Raw genomic sequence first — 15807 nt, forward strand, 5'->3', positions numbered from 1 at the left:
CCCCGGCCGGGGCGCCTTAGGAGGCCAGGTCGCGGCGGAGGAACTCGGCGGTGTGGGAGCCGGTCGCCGCCAGCAGATCACGCGGCGTGCCCTCGAAAAGCACCTGGCCACCCTGCCCGCCGCCCTCGGGCCCGAGGTCGATGACCCAGTCGGCGTTCTTGACCACGTCCAGGTTGTGCTCGATGACGACGACCGAGTTCCCGGCGTCGACGAGCCGGTCCATGATGTCGAGCATCGACGTCCGGCTGCCCGTACTTCGGCAGCCTGTTGCGGGCGAAGGCGGTGAAGGTCTCGTTGAGCTGACGCTGCGCCTCGGCGGCGAGGGTGTCGAACACGATGGACGACTTCCCGGACCCGGATACGCCGGTGAAGACGGTGATCTGCCCCTTCGGGATGCTCAGGGAGATGTCGCGGAGATTGTTCTCGCGCGCGCCGATGATCTGGATACGGGACGTCTGCAACGCCACTCCTCGCCCTCGATAAACTCCGTACGTCGTACATCGTACTATGTACGGAGTTAGGTTGAGTGAGAAGATGGATGACGTGCCGCCCACGATCGCCCGGACCAGCGCCGGAGACCCCGCCCGCACCATCGAGCTGCTCTGGCGGCAGCCAGGAGCGCGGCCGGCGCAGCGCGGGCCACGTCAGGGCCACACGGTCGACGAGGTCGTCGCGGCCGCGATCACCGTCGCCGACGAGGAGGGCCTCGACGCCACGACGATGCGGCGGGTCGCCCAGACGCTGGGGATCGGCACCATGTCGCTCTACACGTACGTGCCGGGCAAGGCCGAGCTGCTCGACCTCATGCTCGACACGGTCCTCGGCCAGATGCCGCGCCCCGACCTGTCGGAGCTGCCGTGGCGGGCGCGGCTGGAGGCGGTGGCGCGGGCCAACCTCACGCTGTACGAACGACACCCGTGGATGCTCACCGTGTCCACCACGCGCCCGCCACTCGGCCCGGGGGTCCTGGCCAAGTACGAGCACGAGCTGCGGGCCTTCGAAGGGATCGGCCTGGGCGACGTGGAGATGGACGCCGCCCTGACCTACCTGCTCGGCTTCGTGCACTCCTCCGCCCGCTCGGCCGCCGACCAGCGGGCCGCGCAGAGCGAGGCGATGACCGACGAGCAGTGGTGGGCCGTCAGCTCTCCACTGCTCGCCCGCGTCTATGACGAGGCCGCCTACCCGACGGCCAGCCGGGTAGGCGCGGCCGCCGGAGCCGCCAACAACGCCGCCTACAGCGCCGGCCACGCCTACGAGTTCGGCCTCCAGCGCGTCCTGGACGGCCTCCAGGTCCTCATCGAACGACGCTAGAGCGTGACCGGGTGACGGGAACGGTGGGGCGGTCAGGCTAGGGCGACCAAATCGCGGTAGTCCTCGCTCCACAGGTCCTCGTCCGCATCCGGCAGCAGCAAGACACGGTCGGGGCGGAGGGCGTCGATGGCGCCCTCATCGTGCGTGACCATCACGATCGCGCCTGGGTAGGAGCCGACGGCGGCCAGGACCTCGTCGCGGGAGCCGGGGTCGAGGTTGTTGGTCGGCTCGTCCAGAAGCAGCACGTTGGCTCCGGAGTGGACCAGCCCGGCCAGTGCCAGGCGGGTCTTCTCCCCGCCGGAGAGCACCCCGCTGCGCTTGTCGGCGTCGTCCCCGCCGAACAAGAACGCGCCCAGGACCCGTCTCGCTTCGCCATCCGTCAGGTGCGGGGCGGCGTCCAACAGGTTCTGCCGGACCGTGCGGGCGAGGTCGAGGGTGTCGTGCTCCTGGGCGAAGTAGCCCAGCCGCAGCCCGTGCCCGTGCACCACCCGTCCGGCATCCGGCCGCTCCTGGCCCGCGAGGATACGCAGCAGGGTGGTCTTGCCCGCGCCGTTGAGGCCGAGCACGACCAGGCGACTGCCCCGGTCCACGGCCAGATCGACGCCGTCGAGGACCCGGTGGCCGTCGTAGGACTTGGCCAGGCTGACCGCGCCGAGCGGCATCCGGCCGCACGGCTCCGGTTCGGGCAGCCGGATCCGGGCCACCTTCTCGGTGCGGCGGACCGGTTCCAGCTCGGCCAGCATGCGGTCGGCGCGGCGGGCCATGCTGCGGGCCATGACGGCGGTGGCCGAGCGGGCCTTCATCTTGTCCGCCTGCGTGTGCAGGGCGGCGGCCTTGCGCTCGGCGTTCACTCGCTCCCGGGTCCGGCGCCGCTCATCGGCGTCCCGCTCGGCGAGGTACGCGACCCAGCCGGTGTTGTGGTGGTCGATCGTCGCGCGGGTGGCGTCCAGGTGGAAGACCCGGTTGACGACCTCGGTGAGCAGACCGGTGTCATGGCTGATCATCACCAGACCGCCCTGGTGGCCTTGGAGGAAGGTACGCAGCCAGGTGAGGGAGTCGGCGTCCAGGTGGTTCGTCGGCTCGTCCAGCAGCAGCGCACCGTCATGCCCAGCGAACAGGATCCGCGCCAGCTCCACCCGGCGCCGCTGCCCGCCCGAGAGATTGCCGACTGGTGCGGTCAGCACCCGGTCGGGCAGGCCGAGCCCGGCCGCCACGCGGGCGGCCTCGGCTTCGGCCGAGTACCCGCCGCCGGCCTGGAAGGCTGCCTCCGCGCGGGCGTAGGCGCGCATCGCCCGCTCCAGCGCGGCGGGCCCGGCCGCCTCGGCCAGTGCGGCCTCGGCCGCGCGCAGCCAGCGCAGGGCCCGGTCCAGGCCGCGGGCGGACAGGATACGGTCGGTGACGGTGACGGCCGGGTCGTCCGCGCGGGAGTCCTGCGGGAGGAACCCGACCGCGCCAGTGCGGATGATCGTCCCGGCGGCAGGTGTGGCCCGGCCCGCGAGTGCGGTCATCAAGGTGGTCTTGCCCGCGCCGTTGCGTCCGACCAAGCCGATGCGGTCGCCGGGGGAGACGGTGAAGGAGATGTCCGAGAGCAGCAGGCGGGCGCCCGCGCGCAGCTCGACATCGCGAACGGTAATCATGATATTACGCTCCGAGAAAGCGAAAGGACACACTTCTGGCGTGGAAGCGAGTCCTCAGCTAAGAAACGCGGGGCGTAGACATGCTCCTACCGTAACCGATGGCCCCGCACGCCACGAAGCCTGGTGTGGCTCGCGGCCCGCTGCCGATCTCCATCAGCGGCGCCTCTGCTCCTGGTGACGCCGATCCGGACCTCCAGCGCGTCCTGGACGGCCTCCAGGTCCTCATCGAACGACGCTGGAGCGGTGCCCACGAACGCTCACCGGCGTATCAGACGACCGCATCGACCAGCAGCGCGATTCCGAAGATCGCGAACACGGCGGCGGCGCCATACCTGATCGCCTTCTCCGGCAGATGCTTGCCCAGCAGGCGCCCCACCACGATCGCGAGGGCGTCGGCGGCGACCATGCCCACCGTGGACCCGATCCAGGTGCCCAGCCAGCCGTGCTGCGTCGCCAGCGTGATGGTGGCCAGCATGGTCTTGTCACCCAGCTCGCTCAGGAAGAACGCCACCGTCACCGCGACCACGGCGTTCCTGGTGGTGCGGCGGGCCTTGCTCGACTCCTCGTCCGTCAGCTCGTCACCGCGCAGCGTCCACAGGGCGAAACCCAGGAAGGCGAGGCCGGCCACGACGGAGATGGCGGTGGTGGGCAACGCGTCGCCGATCAGCCCGCCCACCGCGACGCTGACCAGGTGCACGGCGGTCGTCGCGATCGTGATGCCGGCCAGCACCGGCCAAGGCTTGAAACGGGTGGCGAACGTCATCGCCATGAGCTGGCTCTTGTCACCCATCTCGGCCACGAAAATGACCGCGAGGCTGATCCAGAACGCTTCCAACTGTCCTCTTCCGCGCGACCGAGCCGGAAGCAGGCACCCAGGGAGTTTTCGGGCACGGCTTCGGCCCGGTAGCGTCTTGATCCATAGCTACCAGGCCGAAGGTCTCGTCCGCCCGTACAGGCCCGCGTGACCGGGCGCGCTAGCGCGCCAGCATGTCGATCACGCGATTGGGACTACTCCCCTTCGGTAATTCCGAACAACCATAACAGCGGCCCTCAGGGACCTATTCCAGCGAGCAGCCGACCAGCACCGGCTCGTTGACGAGCGTGACGCCGAACTTCTCCAGCACCCCGTCACGCACCTCCCCGGCCAGCAGCAGCAGGTCGGCCGTGGTGCCCGTGCCGTTGGGGTTGGTCAGGGCCAGCGTGTGCTTGGTGGAGATGCGGACCGGGCCGCGTTCGTAGCCCTTGGGGTAGCCCGCCTGCTCGATCAGCCAGGCGGCGGGCACCTTGACCAAGCCGTCCGGCATGTCCCAGCGCGGATGACCGGGGGCCCGCGCCGCCAGCTCCTCGGCCTCGGCGGCCGACAGGACCGGGTTGGTGAAGAACGACCCGGCGCTGCGGGTGTCGGGATCGGCCGGGTCGAGCACCATGCCCTTGCCGCGCCGCAGCTCCAGCACCGCTCGACGAGCCTGGTCGAGTGGGACGCGGGCGCCTGGCTCGACGCCGAGCCGGGTGGCCAGCTCCTGGTAGGCCACGGGACCCGACAGCTCCGAGACGTCGAGCGCGTACGTCACGCCGAGCACCACATGCCGCGCCAGATCCCGCTTGAACGCGCTGTCACGGTAGGAGAAGCCGCACTGCCGCGCCTCCAGGTCGACCACCTGCCGCGTCCTGCGGTCGTAGGCGCGTACGCACCTGATGGTCTGGGCCACTTCCTGGCCATAGGCGCCGACGTTCTGGATCGGGGTCGAGCCCACGAGCCCCGGAATGCCGGACATGCACTCGATGCCGGACCAGCCCTCGGCCACCGCGCGGGTGACCAGCCCGTCCCAGTCCTCGCCCGCCTCGACCGTGACCAGCACCTCGTCGCCGTCACGGGAGGCGGACACGCCCTGGGTGACGACCCGGATGACCAGCCCGTCGAACCCCTCGTCGGCGACCACCAGGTTGCTCCCGCCGCCGAGCACCAGGGTGGGCTGGGCCTGCCGGTCGGCCTCGGCCACGAGGGAGACGAGGTGCTCCGCCGTACTGGCCTCGACGAATTCGCGGGCGGGGCCGCCCAGCCCCAGGGTGGTGTACGGCGCGAGGTTCTCCATGGGGCACAAGCTTATGAGGCCCTCGGCATGCCCAGCACCTTGTCGTGGTTCACCCGTGCTGGCGTAGGCGGCGTACGGGAAGACGGTCGGAGGGCACGACCAGCTCGCCCTTGAGGGCCAGGGAGAGCTCCAGGTCGGCGTTCTCCCCGTCTGGGGCGTCCTCGGGCAGCGCGCCGATCGCGGCCGACCTGCGTACCGCCATCAGGTCGCCGCGCAACGCGCGCACGCGCCCCGGCCCCGCCTCGTGCCACCCCGCGCCGATCAGCTGTCTCTCCAGGCCGCCCTGCGGTGCCTCCGTGTCGTCCGGCGGTGTCACGGTGCCCTCCGGCGGTCGCTCCAGGCCGTGCCACCCCGCCGCCACCGCGCCGTCCGCGACCGCCGCGACGAGCGGCGTGAGCGCGTCGCCCGTCAGTACGACCGAGGTCTCCATCAGTACATGCACCTCGGACGCGTCGAGGCGCAGCAGCTTGGCCCGGCAGGCGCCCCACGTGGCCGAGCCGCCCTGCCAATACGGGGCCTCGGCCACCCGCCACTCAGTGATCCGGTCCGGATGGCGCAGCGCCAGCTTGTGCAGCACCTCGCCGGCACCGTCCACGTCTCCCAGGTCGAGGGCCAGGACATGGGCGTCGGTGTGCTCAAGGACCGACTCTATGGACGCCCGTACGTCATCCGGCCAGCCGTCGACGATGAGACTCACGGACGCCGTGACGTCGGCGGTCGCCACGCGCTGCCGCTCGGCGGCGACGCCCGCATCGTCGAGCCGGTTGGCGGCCAGGGTTCCGTCCCAGACGCGCTGGGCGTGCAGCATGTCGTCACCCGGGTCGCCCCGCTGCTCGGGGTCACCGGAGAAGCCCAGCTCGTCGGCGGGATTGGCGCGAGCGCCTCTTGGCCTGGCCCCCGCGGTGCCGACACCCGTCGCCGCGCCCGCGCCGCCGGTCGTGTCGCGGCCCGTGCCGACGGCGCCCGCCACGTCCTCGGTCCTGACGGGACCCAGGTGGCCGGGCGGCTTGTCGGTCACCGCAGAGACCGGGATCGATTCGACCGTAGGCCAGATCCTGCCTTGGTGCGGAGCTGTATCCATAGGCACCCGCGTACCCGAAAGCCGCCCCACCTATCATCCGGCCGAGCTCATCCGGCTCATCCCTCCGGACTCGTCGTGGGGGGCTCGTCGCGTTACGCGAGTTGAACCACCGCGCGAGCCTTGGACAGCACCCGGGTGTCGCCCGCCCTGGCCGTCAGCCCGACGACCACCCGCTTGTCCGGCAGCTTCTCCTCCACAACGCCGCTGATGTTGATCGTCGCGCCCTCGTCGTCATCGGGCACGACCACCATCGAGGAGAACCGCACCCCGAAGTCGACCACCGCGCCAGGATCGCCGACCCAGTCGGTGACGAACCGGCCGCCCTGCGCCATCGTGTACATGCCGTGCGCGATGACGTCGGGCAGCCCGACCGCCTTGGCGAACCGCTCGTTCCAGTGGATCTGGTTGAAGTCGCCCGACGCCCCCGCGTACATCACCAGGTTGAGCCTGCGGACGTCGTAGCCGGTGGCCGGGATCTCGTACCCGACCTCGATCTCGTCGTACTTCACCGTGGCAGTCATCTCAGGCCGCCCCTCCGCGCTCGACGATCGTGTTGTACGTGGTGCAGACCGGCTCACCGGAGACCGTGGTGATGTCGCTTCTCACCGTCAGCAGCTCGTTGCGCCCGGCGCTGCGGATGTCGGTGATCGTGGAGCTGGTGACGAGCTCGTCGCCGGCGTAGATGGGGCGAACGTACTCAAAACGCTGCTCGCCATGGACCACCATGGCCAGGTTGAGGCCGAGGTCAGGATCGGCCAGCGCCTCACCGCCGCTCTGCAGGCTGAACACGATGGGGAAGGTCGGCGGCGCGACCACATCGGGATGCCCGGCGGCCTGGGCGGCGTCCCGGTCTCGGTAGATCGGATTGCCGTCGCCGATCGCGGCGGCGAACTCCCTGATCTTCACTCGGCTGACCTCGTACGAGGACTTGGACGCGTACGTCCGGCCCACGAAGTCGCGGTTCAAGGCCATCTGTGCTCCCTCGCATGTCCGTTAGGCAGACGCTAACAGAACAAGGTTCGGCTGTCGCCGGGATGACCACGACTTTGCCGCAGCGAGGGCCGGTGGACGCTAACGCCGGGACGGTTGGCGGATTGCGTCACCGTAACAGCCAGCAAACACGACAAACCGACGCCCTGGATCAGGACGCCGGTTGTGCGTTAGGTAAGGCCAGGAGAATGCCCCCGGCGAGACCGCGCTCGGAAAAGAGCTAGCGGGTCTCGCGGTGCGCGCGGTGGCAGCGGCAGTTGGGGCAGTACTTCTTCAGCTCAAGCCGATCCGGGTCGTTGCGCCGGTTCTTCCGCGTGATGTAGTTGCGGTGCTTGCACTCCTGGCAGGCCAGCGTGATCTTCGGCCTAACGTCGGTGGCAGCCACGTGGGAGTGCCTTTCTACGTTTGGGACTGGGACATGCCCAAGCCCAGGTCGGCGACCTGGGGAGGGGCAGTAGCGGAGGCCGGACTTGAACCGGCGACACAACGATTATGAGCCGTTTGCTCTGCCTGACTGAGCTACTCCGCCTTTGAGCCGGACGAACGACCCCGGCCCGTAGAGGATACCTGACCTGGGGAGCACATACGTAATCGACCAGCTCGCCCAGGCTGGCCGACCATTAAGCCTAGCAGCCGGGGTACGGCGGGCAAAATCCACGCACAACGAGAAACGCCCGACTCCGCGATTTCACGGGTCGGGCGAATTGCCTTGTCAGTGTGCGAGCCCCCAAACGGAATCGAACCGTTGACCTTCTCCTTACCATGGAGACGCTCTGCCGACTGAGCTATAGGGGCCTGTCCGGCGCTGCGGACAGGTGTAACCATACACGGCCCTCAGCGATGACGCGAACTCGTCAGCCCCACTAGCCGACCGCCTCATAACCCCGCTGGAACGGCAGCTCCACGACCTCGCAGAGATCGGCCAGATCGACGTGCCGGGCCACCTCCGCGACCGACACGCAGTCGGCGACGGGAACCCCGTCCCTGCGTACCCGGAGCACCTGTCGCCCGTCACGCTCGGCGAGAACGACCTCGTAGCCGTCTATCCCGACCCATCGCCTGTCCATAGCGGCACACAGTAGCTCCTGGGTCTCTCAATTTCCGATAGGCGACATGCGTTACACGCCATACCGAGTTGCTACTGCGGTCCTTGCGTCGGCGCGTCTAGGTTGCGATGAGTGCCGATTCGATGCCGGGCACGAGCTCGTGCAGCCAGTCCCCGTCGCACTCGTACTCCCACACGAGTGCCAGCAGCATGTAGAGCAGTCGGTGGTTGGCCATGTGCGATGGCGCGTCGAGTGGAATGCCCGCGGGGAAGTACGCGTCGAGCATCGCACGTTGCAAGCCGGGCTCGCGGAAGTCCATCCTGGCCAGGTCCAACCATGGGCTGGCGGCACCGCAGTCCGCCCAGTCGATGATCCCCGCAATCCGGGACCCGACCGATAGGACATGCCGCGGGTGGAAATCACCGTGCACGTACACGCAGGGCTGATCCCACCGAGTACCGTCCGCGAGGAGATCCCGACATCGGGAAAAGAGCGTCGGGGCCAAGATCCCGGCATCGGCGACAAGGCCGAGTCGATCCGCCAGCCCCGCGACCTGATCGGCCCAGGTTCCCTCACCTGCGCATGGTGGCGAGCCGGACGCGTCCTTGAAAAAGCCCGTTCCCTTCACAGGAAGAGAGTGCACGGCACGCAGCAACCGTCCCACCTCGGACGCCGCCTTGAGCGACGCGGCCCCTGGCTCGCCGGAGACGAGTCGCGTCACCAGGTACGGAATCTCCGCGTCGGCCGCGCCGGCGATGACCTCGGGGACCGGAACGCCCCTCTCCGACATGGATCGCAAGGCCCATAACTCCACCTCGACTTCACGCGCGGCGGCGGCCTTGAAGACAGCGCGTGCCCCGGACTCCAGGGTCACTGCGGCGACCGTGTTGGCCGCGAATCCAGACAGCGGCTCATACCCTGTCACGCGTTGGGACAGCAAGCGCTGGATCACCTCACCGTCGATGCGCCCGGCATCGCTCACGGCTACCGGCCTCCTCTCACTCCCGTCGCAGGCTGGTCCGGACCGTACACCCTGAGGTCAGTAGCGGTAGAAGCCCGCGAGGTCCTTGATCCGTCGGATGTCGTCGACGCGTACCGAGGCTCCGGTCTCGGGGGCGTTCATCATCTTGCCGTGGCCCAGGTAGACGCCTACGTGGTGGGTCTTAACGGTGTTTTTGGTGATTTTTCCGAAGAAGACGAGGTCGCCTGGTTCGGCCGAGCCGACTCGGCGCAGCCTGCGTACGTGGGCGTCGGTGGTGCCGGGGCCGAGTACGTCGGCGCCGAAGGCGCGGGCGTACACCCACCTGGTGAAACCCGAGCAGTCGAGCCCCCGGGTCTTGGCCGCCGGGCAGGGGCGCGTCTTTCCCCGATAGCCCAGGCAGGTGCCCTTGGACGGTCCCGGATCCGTAGCGTGGCCGCCTCCCCAGGAATAGACGACGCCCCGCTGCTCGATCTCGTACGCGATTCTGACGATCGCCGAAGGGGCGGGGAACCGCAGGAGCGGCACCGACGCGGTGGCGGTCAGCAGGATGAGGGCGATCGCCACCCAACGCCATCCCGATGCCGCCGCTAACCCTCGCAACCTAGGCATCGGGATTTATTCTGCGTTATCGGGCGGCCCGGCGAGCAGACCAGGTCTATCGGGCAGTGAGGGTGAGGTTCACCGAGCCGACCGTGACACGTATGCCGACCTTGCCCTTCCCCTTGGTCTTCGAGTTCGTGGTGAAGGTCAGTGTCGTCTTCTGGCCGCGCCCGAGCTCGGCGACGTCGCAGCGCACCGCCGTACCGCTGAAATCGCAGCCCGGCGCCCGCACCACCCGCTGGCCGCCGAACGCACGACCGGACACCTTGACGTGCGTGACAGTGACCGGTCCCGTGTTGGACACGGTGACCGTGTACGTCTTCCTGTTCCTGGCCAGGCCGGAGACCGTCACCTCGGCGGGCGGGTTGGCCAGCTCGGCCAGCTCGTCCTCGGAACCGTTGAAGGAGTTCTGGCCGCCGGCCAGCGTGCCCTTCTCGGCGGACTGCCAGAACGTGTGCCGCTCCCAGCCCTTGGGCAGCTCACCGGGATCGCCGCCCCAGCGGGCCAGCCACAGCGGGTGTGCGCCGAACTTGCCGGAGTCGCCGGTGCACGTCTGCCACCATGCCCGGGTCGTGTAGATGATCGCCTGGCGGCCGGTCTGCTCCCGGTATTTCGCGGTGAACGACTTGATCCAGCCGACCATGTCCTTGTGCGACAGGCCGTAGCAGCCGTCCTTGCCGTTCTTGTCCTTGTACGGGTTCTCCTCCAGGTCGAGCACTCCGGGCAACGTTCGCCCGTCGATCTTCCAGTCCCCGCCGTTCTGCAGGAAGAAGTCGGCCTGGGCGGCGCCGTCGGACTCGTGCGGCTGTGCGAAGTGGTACGCCCCGCGTAGCAACCCGGCCTCCGCCGCACCGTCGTACTGCGCGTCGAAGGAGGGATTGCGGTAGTCGGTCCCCTCAGTCGCGTGGACGAACGCGAACTTCCCGCCGCCGGACGCGACGGCCGGCCAGTCGACCTCGCCGGTCCAGTTGCTGACGTCCACCCCGACGACCCCGTCGGCGGCCCACGCGGTGCCGGTCATCCCGGCCGTGGCGACCGCCGCCAATAACAACAGACGTTTCACGCGGGAGATCATCGCCGAGCGCCGAGCGGCCTCGCAAGAAATTTCTTATATCGGTATAAAACCGCATTTCAGCGGCCGGAAATTGGTCATCCACAGGGTGTGTACGAGATGGCGTTTTCGCAGGTCAGGGCCTTTTATGAACGTCACTTTCACGTTTGCCAAACCGGCTTTATCTGGCTCAAGCTGATTCCGATCCTCAATCGAGCCCCCGACCTGGGGTTTCTTCGCATGCCCGGAGGAGAACGACCATGATCCACGCCCGGGGACTGACCCGAGTGTTCAAGCTGAAGAAAGAGTCCGTCGAGGCCGTACGCGGCATCGATCTCGATGTGGAGGCCGGCCAGCTGGTCGCCTTCCTCGGACCGAACGGCGCCGGCAAGTCCACCACCCTCCGCATGCTGACCACCCTGCTGCCGCCCACCTCCGGCACCGCCACCGTGGCGGGCCGGGACATCGCCCGCGACCCCGGCGGCGTACGCGCCCGCATCGGGTACGTCGGCCAGAAGAACAGCGCCGGCGAGAACTTCCGCGTCCGCGACGAACTCGTCACCCAAGGCCGCTGCTACGGCCTGGCCCCCGCGGAGGCGGGCAGGCGCGCCGACGAGCTGCTCGACCTGCTCGAACTGCGACCGCTGGCCCAGCGCAAGCCCGGCACGCTGTCGGGCGGCCAGCGCCGCCGCCTCGACATCGCGCTCGGCCTCGTCCACCGTCCAGGGCTGCTCTTCCTCGACGAGCCGTCCACCGGTCTCGACCCCAAGAGCCGCGCCGAGGTCTGGGCGCACATCCTGCGGCTGCGTGCGGAGTACGGCACGACGCTCTTCCTGACCACCCACTACCTCGAAGAGGCCGACAGCATGGCCGAACGTGTGGTGATCATCGACAATGGCGAGATCATCGCGGACGGCACGGCGGAAGGACTCAAGAACGACCTGGCCGGCGACCGCATCACGATCACCACCGCGACGGAGCAGGAAGCGGCCACGGCCGCCCGGCTGGGCGGCGGCGAGGCGGCGCTCAGGACGGCCGCCGGGATGACCAGTGAGGCGGCCGGCGGGACGACCGGCGAGGCGGCGGTCGAGGTCGAAGGCACGACTGTGCGGCTGCGCGTCGCCAACGCGGCCACGGCCCTTCCCGAATATCTGCGCACGCTGGAGGGGAACGGCGTCAAGGTCGCCACCGCCGAGACCGCCCGCCCGACCCTCGACGACGTGTTCCTCACTCTTACCGGGAGAAGTCTCACCGATGACGACATTCCTTCGTGACACCACGACGCTCTTCACCCGCGAGATCACCCCAGCGCTGCGCGAGCCCGTCGGGCTGCTGTTCTCGATGGGGCAGCCGCTGCTGTTCCTCTTCCTGTTCGGGTCGCTGCTCGATGGGGCGATGGGCTCGTCGTGGCAGTGGTTCGTGCCGGGCATTCTCGTCATGATGTGCCTGATGGCGCCCATGTCGTCGGGCTATCTCATGCTGGTCGAGTTGCTGGGCGGCTCGATGGAGCGGCTGATGGTCACCCCGTTGAGCCGTACGGCGATGCTGGTCGGCAGGACGATGAAGGAGATGGCGGTCCTGCTCTGCCAGGCCGTGCTGATCATCCTGCTGGCGCTCCCGCTGGGCTTCCGGCTGTATCCGGCGGGTGTGCTGGGCGGGCTCGCGATGTTGATCGTGCTCGGTGTCGGGCTGGGGGCGCTCTCGTTCGTCCTCGCGATCAAGTCGGCGCCCAGCGGGAACCTGTTCTACGTGGTCACCCAGGTGGTGCTCTTCCCTGTCCTGCTGCTGTCGGGGGTGCTGCTCCCCGTGGAGACCGGGCCCGCGTGGCTGCGGGTCATCGGACAGATCAACCCGATCTCGTACATCGTCGAGGCCCAACGCGCCCTCTTCGCGGGCGACCTCACCAATCTGTCCATCCTGTACGGCACCGCGGCCACCTGCCTCATCGCCGCGATCGGCCTCTGGCTGGGCAACCGGGCGATGCGCCGGGGCGTGTGATTTTCAGGGACTGATCGCCAAGAACAGGAACGCGGCGAACAGCACCAGATGCACGCCGCTCTGCAGCAGCGTCGCCCGCCCCGGCACCACGGTGAGCGTCGTGACGACGAAGGTCAGCCCCAGCAGCACCAGATGCGTGGCGCCGAGGCCGAGCACGAGCGGCCCTTTGAGCCAGATCGAGGCCACCGCGATGGCCGGTATCGTCAGCCCGATGCTGGCCATCGCCGAGCCCAGGGCCAGGTTGAGGCTGATCTGGATCTGGTCGCGCTTGGCCGCGCGGACGGCGGCGATGGTCTCCGGCAGCAGCACCAGCAGCGCGATCACCACGCCGACCACCGCCTGGGGCAGCCCGGCCGACGAGACCGCCAGCTCGATCACCGGCGACTCGACCTTGGCCAGGCCGACGACCGCCACCAGGGCCACCAGCAGCAGCCCGAGGCTGATCATGGTGGCCCGCGCCGAAGGCCGCGGCGCGTGCTCCTCAGCGTCGGCAGCCGCGTCCTCAGCGGTGGCGGTCGCGTCCCCAGCCGTGGCGGGCGCGCCCTCAGCGGTGGCGACCGGCAGGAAGTAGTCGCGGTGCCGTACGGTCTGGGTCAGCACGAACAGCCCGTACAACAGAAGCGACACCACCGCCGCGAACCCGAGTTGCGCGGCGGAGAAGGCGGGCCCCTTGGCGCTCGTCGTGAACGTCGGCAGCGCGAGGCTGAGCGTGCTCAGCGTCGCGACCGTCGCCAGCGCGCCGCCCGTGCCCTCGGCGTTGAAGACCGCCACCTTTCGCCGGAGCGCTCCCCTGAGCAGGGACAGCCCGACGATGCCGTTACAGGTGATCATGACCGCGGCGAACACCGTGTCCCGGGCCAGTGACGCCGAATGCTCGCCACCTGAGATCATCAGGCTGACGATCAGCGCCACCTCGATCACCGTCACGGCCACGGCCAGCACCAGCGATCCGAACGGCTCGCCCACCCGGTGCGCGATGACCTCGGCGTGGTGCACGGCGGCCAGGACGGCGCCGGCGAGCAGCACGGCCACGATGATCACCAGGACGGGCGGGAGTTCACGACCCCATGACAGGGCCAGAGCGAGGAGCGCGAGTAGGGGGACCGCAACCGTCCATTGTCTCGTTATGTAACGAAGCATATACAGAGTGTTGCCCAATCTTCCGGAGTTACCACCGATCATGCCTTGCCATCCGTTTTGAGGTGAAATAGACCATGGATCACGTGATCGCGACGGAGACCGTGCCATGGATCCCGGTGGCGCACCGGCTGGAGGTCGTCCTGTCCTCGCGGCTGCCGCCGACCGGCCAGATCACCACGGCCTTCGCCGTCGTACGGGACGACGCCGACAGGATGCTGCTGACCTGCGTCGACCGGGCGGGACGCGGCTGGGACATCCCCGGCGGCCACCTCGAACCCGGCGAGTCCCCTGTGGACACCGCCGTCCGGGAGTTGGCCGAGGAGACCGGACTGGTGCTGACGCCCAAGGATCTGTCCGTTTTCGCGTGGTTGCGGATCGAGCTGACGGGGCCGGTGCCTGATGGGTACCGCTATGGGGCGCTGACGAATCTGGTGATGTTCCAGGCGCGGCTCGACTCACCGGGACCCGCCGTACGGCCCCCTGTGGGGTCGGAGAGTACGCGGGCCGAATGGCTTCCGGCCGAGGAGGTGGAACGGTTGTGCGCCGGGCAGAGCTGGCTGATCGCGTACCGGACGCTCTAGCGTTGCACACGCTTCGTTTAACGGATTAACCTCGTCCCATGCCCAGGGGAACCTCAGAAGTCAGCGAGCCGATGTACTTCGTGCTCACCGCGCTGCGCGGCGGACCGCTGCACGGACACGCGATCAGCAAGTCGATCAAGAAGCTGTCCGGCGGCCGGGTCCAGCCCTCTGTCGGCACCCTGTACGGCATCCTTGAGCGGCTCAACGAGCGAGGCGTGATCGCCGTGGACCGCGAGGAGACGGTCAACGGCCGCAACAGGCGCTACTTCAGGATCACCGACGAGGGCCAGGCGCTGGTGGAAGCCGAGGCGAGACGCATGCAGGAGGCCGCGTCCCTCGTCCTGCGGCCGACCATGTTCGCCTCCCTCGTCCGTCTCCTGACCGCATGACCGCGCTCGAACGGCGCTACCGCAGGCTGCTGCTGGCCTACCCGAAGCGATACCGCGCGGCGCACGGCGACGAATTACTCGACGTCCTGCTCGAATCCGCCGCTCCAGGACAGTCCACCCCGGTGCTCAGGGAGGCGTGGGGGCTGCTCCGAGGCGGCGTGCGTACCCGCATCACCCTTCAGGCGACGGGCACCGCATGGGCGGACGGCCTGCATCTCGGGGTCACGGCGGTGTCGGCGGTGAACCTGGCCGCGCTGCTGCCGTTCGCGGGCTCGCTGCCGCTGTGGACGCTGCTGTCGGTGCTCGCACTGCTGGCGGTCATGCGCGGATGGACGCGGACGGCGTTCCTGCTCACTCTCGCCACCGGCGTCAAGGCGGTCTCGATCGCCGGCGGCTGGCAGCCCTTGGACCTCACCCTCCTGCCGGTCTACCCGTCGCCGCTCGCCGACCGTCCCCTGTTCGAGACCAGCAGTCCGACCGAGGTGGCCGTGGGCTACGGGGTGGTGCTGTCCGGCCTGGCGGTGCTGGCCTGGCGGCGGCACCGGCCACGGGTCCGGTCGTGGTGGTGGTTCGCGGCGGCGCTGGCTGCCGCGTGGGCGGGCCCGTCGTGGCTGCCGGATGACACGCTGTTCCCGATCAGCCTGAGCAAGATGGCCGTCGAGGTGGTGGCGCTGGGGCTGGCCGTGGCGGGTGCGTACCTGGCCCGCGACCCGCGCTGGGCGCTGGCCTCGGGCATCTACCTGGTGGTCACCTCGGGCGGCCTGGGCCTGCACGGCGACGAGCTGACCAGGCAGCACCTCGCCTACTGGGGCGTACTGCTCGTGCTGACCCTGGCGACCGCGTTCGCGCCCTATCGGCAGCGGCGGCACGCTCTGGATTGACCATGCTCCGTTAAACGGAGTATGGTC

The 15807-nt window shown here is 69.1% G+C and carries 20 protein-coding genes, 2 tRNA genes and 1 pseudogene; 6 read left to right on the forward strand and 17 right to left on the reverse strand.

Features of this window, described 5'->3' with window-relative positions; all coding sequences use genetic code 11:
* Nucleotides 1-16: 16 nt before the first annotated feature.
* Nucleotides 17-235, reverse strand: a complete 219-nt coding sequence (locus AB0L53_RS49520) for a hypothetical protein (protein ID WP_364010972.1) — start codon at nt 233-235, stop codon at nt 17-19.
* Nucleotides 234-461 (reverse strand): annotated as a pseudogene (locus AB0L53_RS49525) (ATP-binding cassette domain-containing protein); the annotation flags it as partial. The pseudogene AB0L53_RS49525 and the gene AB0L53_RS49520, both read right to left, overlap by 2 nt.
* Nucleotides 462-522: 61 nt before the next feature.
* Here AB0L53_RS49525 and AB0L53_RS49530 point away from each other — a divergent pair.
* Entirely contained in the window at nt 523-1311 is a 789-nt protein-coding gene (locus AB0L53_RS49530) for a TetR/AcrR family transcriptional regulator (RefSeq protein WP_364010854.1), read from the forward strand.
* Between the two features lie 32 nt (nt 1312-1343).
* Here AB0L53_RS49530 and AB0L53_RS49535 read toward each other — a convergent pair whose 3' ends face one another.
* The 14 genes from AB0L53_RS49535 to AB0L53_RS49600 all read right to left on the reverse strand — a co-directional run bounded on the left by AB0L53_RS49535 (nt 1344) and on the right by AB0L53_RS49600 (nt 10803).
* Nucleotides 1344-2948, reverse strand: a complete 1605-nt coding sequence (locus AB0L53_RS49535; protein ID WP_364010857.1) for an ABC-F family ATP-binding cassette domain-containing protein — start codon at nt 2946-2948, stop codon at nt 1344-1346.
* Between the two features lie 86 nt (nt 2949-3034).
* Nucleotides 3035-3199 (reverse strand): hypothetical protein, encoded by a 165-nt coding sequence (locus AB0L53_RS49540; RefSeq protein ID WP_364010860.1) that lies wholly within the window; start codon nt 3197-3199, stop codon nt 3035-3037.
* 17 nt (nt 3200-3216) lie between these two features.
* Nucleotides 3217-3783 (reverse strand): TMEM165/GDT1 family protein, encoded by a 567-nt coding sequence (locus tag AB0L53_RS49545; RefSeq protein ID WP_357959194.1) that lies wholly within the window; start codon nt 3781-3783, stop codon nt 3217-3219.
* 223 nt (nt 3784-4006) lie between these two features.
* Nucleotides 4007-5041 (reverse strand): UDP-N-acetylmuramate dehydrogenase, encoded by a 1035-nt coding sequence (locus AB0L53_RS49550; protein WP_364010863.1) that lies wholly within the window; start codon nt 5039-5041, stop codon nt 4007-4009.
* 49 nt (nt 5042-5090) lie between these two features.
* Entirely contained in the window at nt 5091-6059 is a 969-nt protein-coding gene (locus AB0L53_RS49555) for a hypothetical protein (RefSeq protein WP_364010866.1), read from the reverse strand.
* Between the two features lie 155 nt (nt 6060-6214).
* A complete protein-coding gene (locus tag AB0L53_RS49560; protein ID WP_364010869.1) occupies nt 6215-6643 on the reverse strand; it encodes a MaoC family dehydratase in 429 nt (142 codons plus the stop codon).
* A gap of 1 nt (nt 6644) precedes the next feature.
* Nucleotides 6645-7094, reverse strand: a complete 450-nt coding sequence (locus tag AB0L53_RS49565) for a MaoC family dehydratase N-terminal domain-containing protein (protein ID WP_357959206.1) — start codon at nt 7092-7094, stop codon at nt 6645-6647.
* A 238-nt stretch (nt 7095-7332) separates the two neighbouring features.
* A complete protein-coding gene (rpmG, locus tag AB0L53_RS49570) occupies nt 7333-7497 on the reverse strand; it encodes a 50S ribosomal protein L33 (protein WP_019632658.1) in 165 nt (54 codons plus the stop codon).
* Between the two features lie 70 nt (nt 7498-7567).
* Nucleotides 7568-7641, reverse strand: a tRNA-Met gene (locus AB0L53_RS49575).
* A gap of 193 nt (nt 7642-7834) precedes the next feature.
* Nucleotides 7835-7907 (reverse strand) — tRNA-Thr (locus AB0L53_RS49580).
* 68 nt (nt 7908-7975) lie between these two features.
* Nucleotides 7976-8179 (reverse strand): transposase, encoded by a 204-nt coding sequence (locus AB0L53_RS49585; protein ID WP_364010872.1) that lies wholly within the window; start codon nt 8177-8179, stop codon nt 7976-7978.
* Nucleotides 8180-8276: 97 nt separating this feature from the next.
* Complete coding sequence (locus AB0L53_RS49590; protein WP_364010875.1) at nt 8277-9140, reverse strand: phosphotransferase; 864 nt, start codon at nt 9138-9140, stop codon at nt 8277-8279.
* Nucleotides 9141-9197: 57 nt separating this feature from the next.
* On the reverse strand, nt 9198-9704 hold the full coding sequence (locus tag AB0L53_RS49595; RefSeq protein WP_358553155.1) for an NlpC/P60 family protein: 507 nt from the start codon (nt 9702-9704) through the stop codon (nt 9198-9200).
* A 91-nt stretch (nt 9705-9795) separates the two neighbouring features.
* Complete coding sequence (locus tag AB0L53_RS49600) at nt 9796-10803, reverse strand: GH25 family lysozyme (protein ID WP_364010879.1); 1008 nt, start codon at nt 10801-10803, stop codon at nt 9796-9798.
* 248 nt (nt 10804-11051) lie between these two features.
* On the opposite strand from AB0L53_RS49600, the gene AB0L53_RS49605 reads away from it, so the two are divergent.
* Nucleotides 11052-12065 (forward strand): ATP-binding cassette domain-containing protein, encoded by a 1014-nt coding sequence (locus AB0L53_RS49605; RefSeq protein WP_364010882.1) that lies wholly within the window; start codon nt 11052-11054, stop codon nt 12063-12065.
* Entirely contained in the window at nt 12046-12789 is a 744-nt protein-coding gene (locus tag AB0L53_RS49610) for an ABC transporter permease (protein ID WP_364010885.1), read from the forward strand. Before AB0L53_RS49605 ends, AB0L53_RS49610 begins: the two co-directional genes overlap by 20 nt.
* 3 nt (nt 12790-12792) lie before the next feature.
* Here AB0L53_RS49610 and AB0L53_RS49615 read toward each other — a convergent pair whose 3' ends face one another.
* Complete coding sequence (locus AB0L53_RS49615; protein WP_364010888.1) at nt 12793-13929, reverse strand: hypothetical protein; 1137 nt, start codon at nt 13927-13929, stop codon at nt 12793-12795.
* 74 nt (nt 13930-14003) lie between these two features.
* On the opposite strand from AB0L53_RS49615, the gene AB0L53_RS49620 reads away from it, so the two are divergent.
* From AB0L53_RS49620 to AB0L53_RS49630, 3 genes are read left to right on the forward strand one after another with little or no spacing between them, the layout of a single operon-like run.
* A complete protein-coding gene (locus AB0L53_RS49620) occupies nt 14004-14510 on the forward strand; it encodes an NUDIX hydrolase (protein WP_364010891.1) in 507 nt (168 codons plus the stop codon).
* Between the two features lie 38 nt (nt 14511-14548).
* Entirely contained in the window at nt 14549-14899 is a 351-nt protein-coding gene (locus AB0L53_RS49625; protein WP_364010894.1) for a PadR family transcriptional regulator, read from the forward strand.
* The gene (locus tag AB0L53_RS49630; RefSeq protein ID WP_364010896.1) at nt 14896-15780 is read left to right on the forward strand and encodes a hypothetical protein; all 885 of its coding nucleotides are present in this window, start codon (nt 14896-14898) and stop codon (nt 15778-15780) included. The genes AB0L53_RS49625 and AB0L53_RS49630 overlap by 4 nt, the downstream gene beginning before the upstream one ends.
* Nucleotides 15781-15807 lie beyond the last annotated feature (27 nt).

It is taken from the genome of Nonomuraea sp. NPDC052129, from assembly GCF_040680095.1.
Taxonomy (GTDB): Bacteria; Actinomycetota; Actinomycetes; order Streptosporangiales; family Streptosporangiaceae; genus Nonomuraea.

What these genes read in the sequence shown, in the direction of transcription:
- AB0L53_RS49520 (WP_364010972.1), bottom strand. Translation starts at nt 235, where the DNA reads ATGCTCGACATCATGGACCGGCTCGTCGACGCCGGGAACTCGGTCGTC.
- AB0L53_RS49535 (WP_364010857.1), bottom strand. Translation starts at nt 2,948, where the DNA reads ATGATTACCGTTCGCGATGTCGAGCTGCGCGCGGGCGCCCGCCTGCTG.
- AB0L53_RS49550 (WP_364010863.1), bottom strand. Translation starts at nt 5,041, where the DNA reads ATGGAGAACCTCGCGCCGTACACCACCCTGGGGCTGGGCGGCCCCGCC.
- AB0L53_RS49560 (WP_364010869.1), bottom strand. Translation starts at nt 6,643, where the DNA reads ATGACTGCCACGGTGAAGTACGACGAGATCGAGGTCGGGTACGAGATC.
- AB0L53_RS49565 (WP_357959206.1), bottom strand. Translation starts at nt 7,094, where the DNA reads ATGGCCTTGAACCGCGACTTCGTGGGCCGGACGTACGCGTCCAAGTCC.
- AB0L53_RS49585 (WP_364010872.1), bottom strand. Translation starts at nt 8,179, where the DNA reads ATGGACAGGCGATGGGTCGGGATAGACGGCTACGAGGTCGTTCTCGCC.
- AB0L53_RS49605 (WP_364010882.1), top strand. Translation starts at nt 11,052, where the DNA reads ATGATCCACGCCCGGGGACTGACCCGAGTGTTCAAGCTGAAGAAAGAG.
- AB0L53_RS49610 (WP_364010885.1), top strand. Translation starts at nt 12,046, where the DNA reads ATGACGACATTCCTTCGTGACACCACGACGCTCTTCACCCGCGAGATC.
- AB0L53_RS49615 (WP_364010888.1), bottom strand. Translation starts at nt 13,929, where the DNA reads ATGCTTCGTTACATAACGAGACAATGGACGGTTGCGGTCCCCCTACTC.
- AB0L53_RS49620 (WP_364010891.1), top strand. Translation starts at nt 14,004, where the DNA reads ATGGATCACGTGATCGCGACGGAGACCGTGCCATGGATCCCGGTGGCG.
- AB0L53_RS49625 (WP_364010894.1), top strand. Translation starts at nt 14,549, where the DNA reads ATGCCCAGGGGAACCTCAGAAGTCAGCGAGCCGATGTACTTCGTGCTC.
- AB0L53_RS49630 (WP_364010896.1), top strand. Translation starts at nt 14,896, where the DNA reads ATGACCGCGCTCGAACGGCGCTACCGCAGGCTGCTGCTGGCCTACCCG.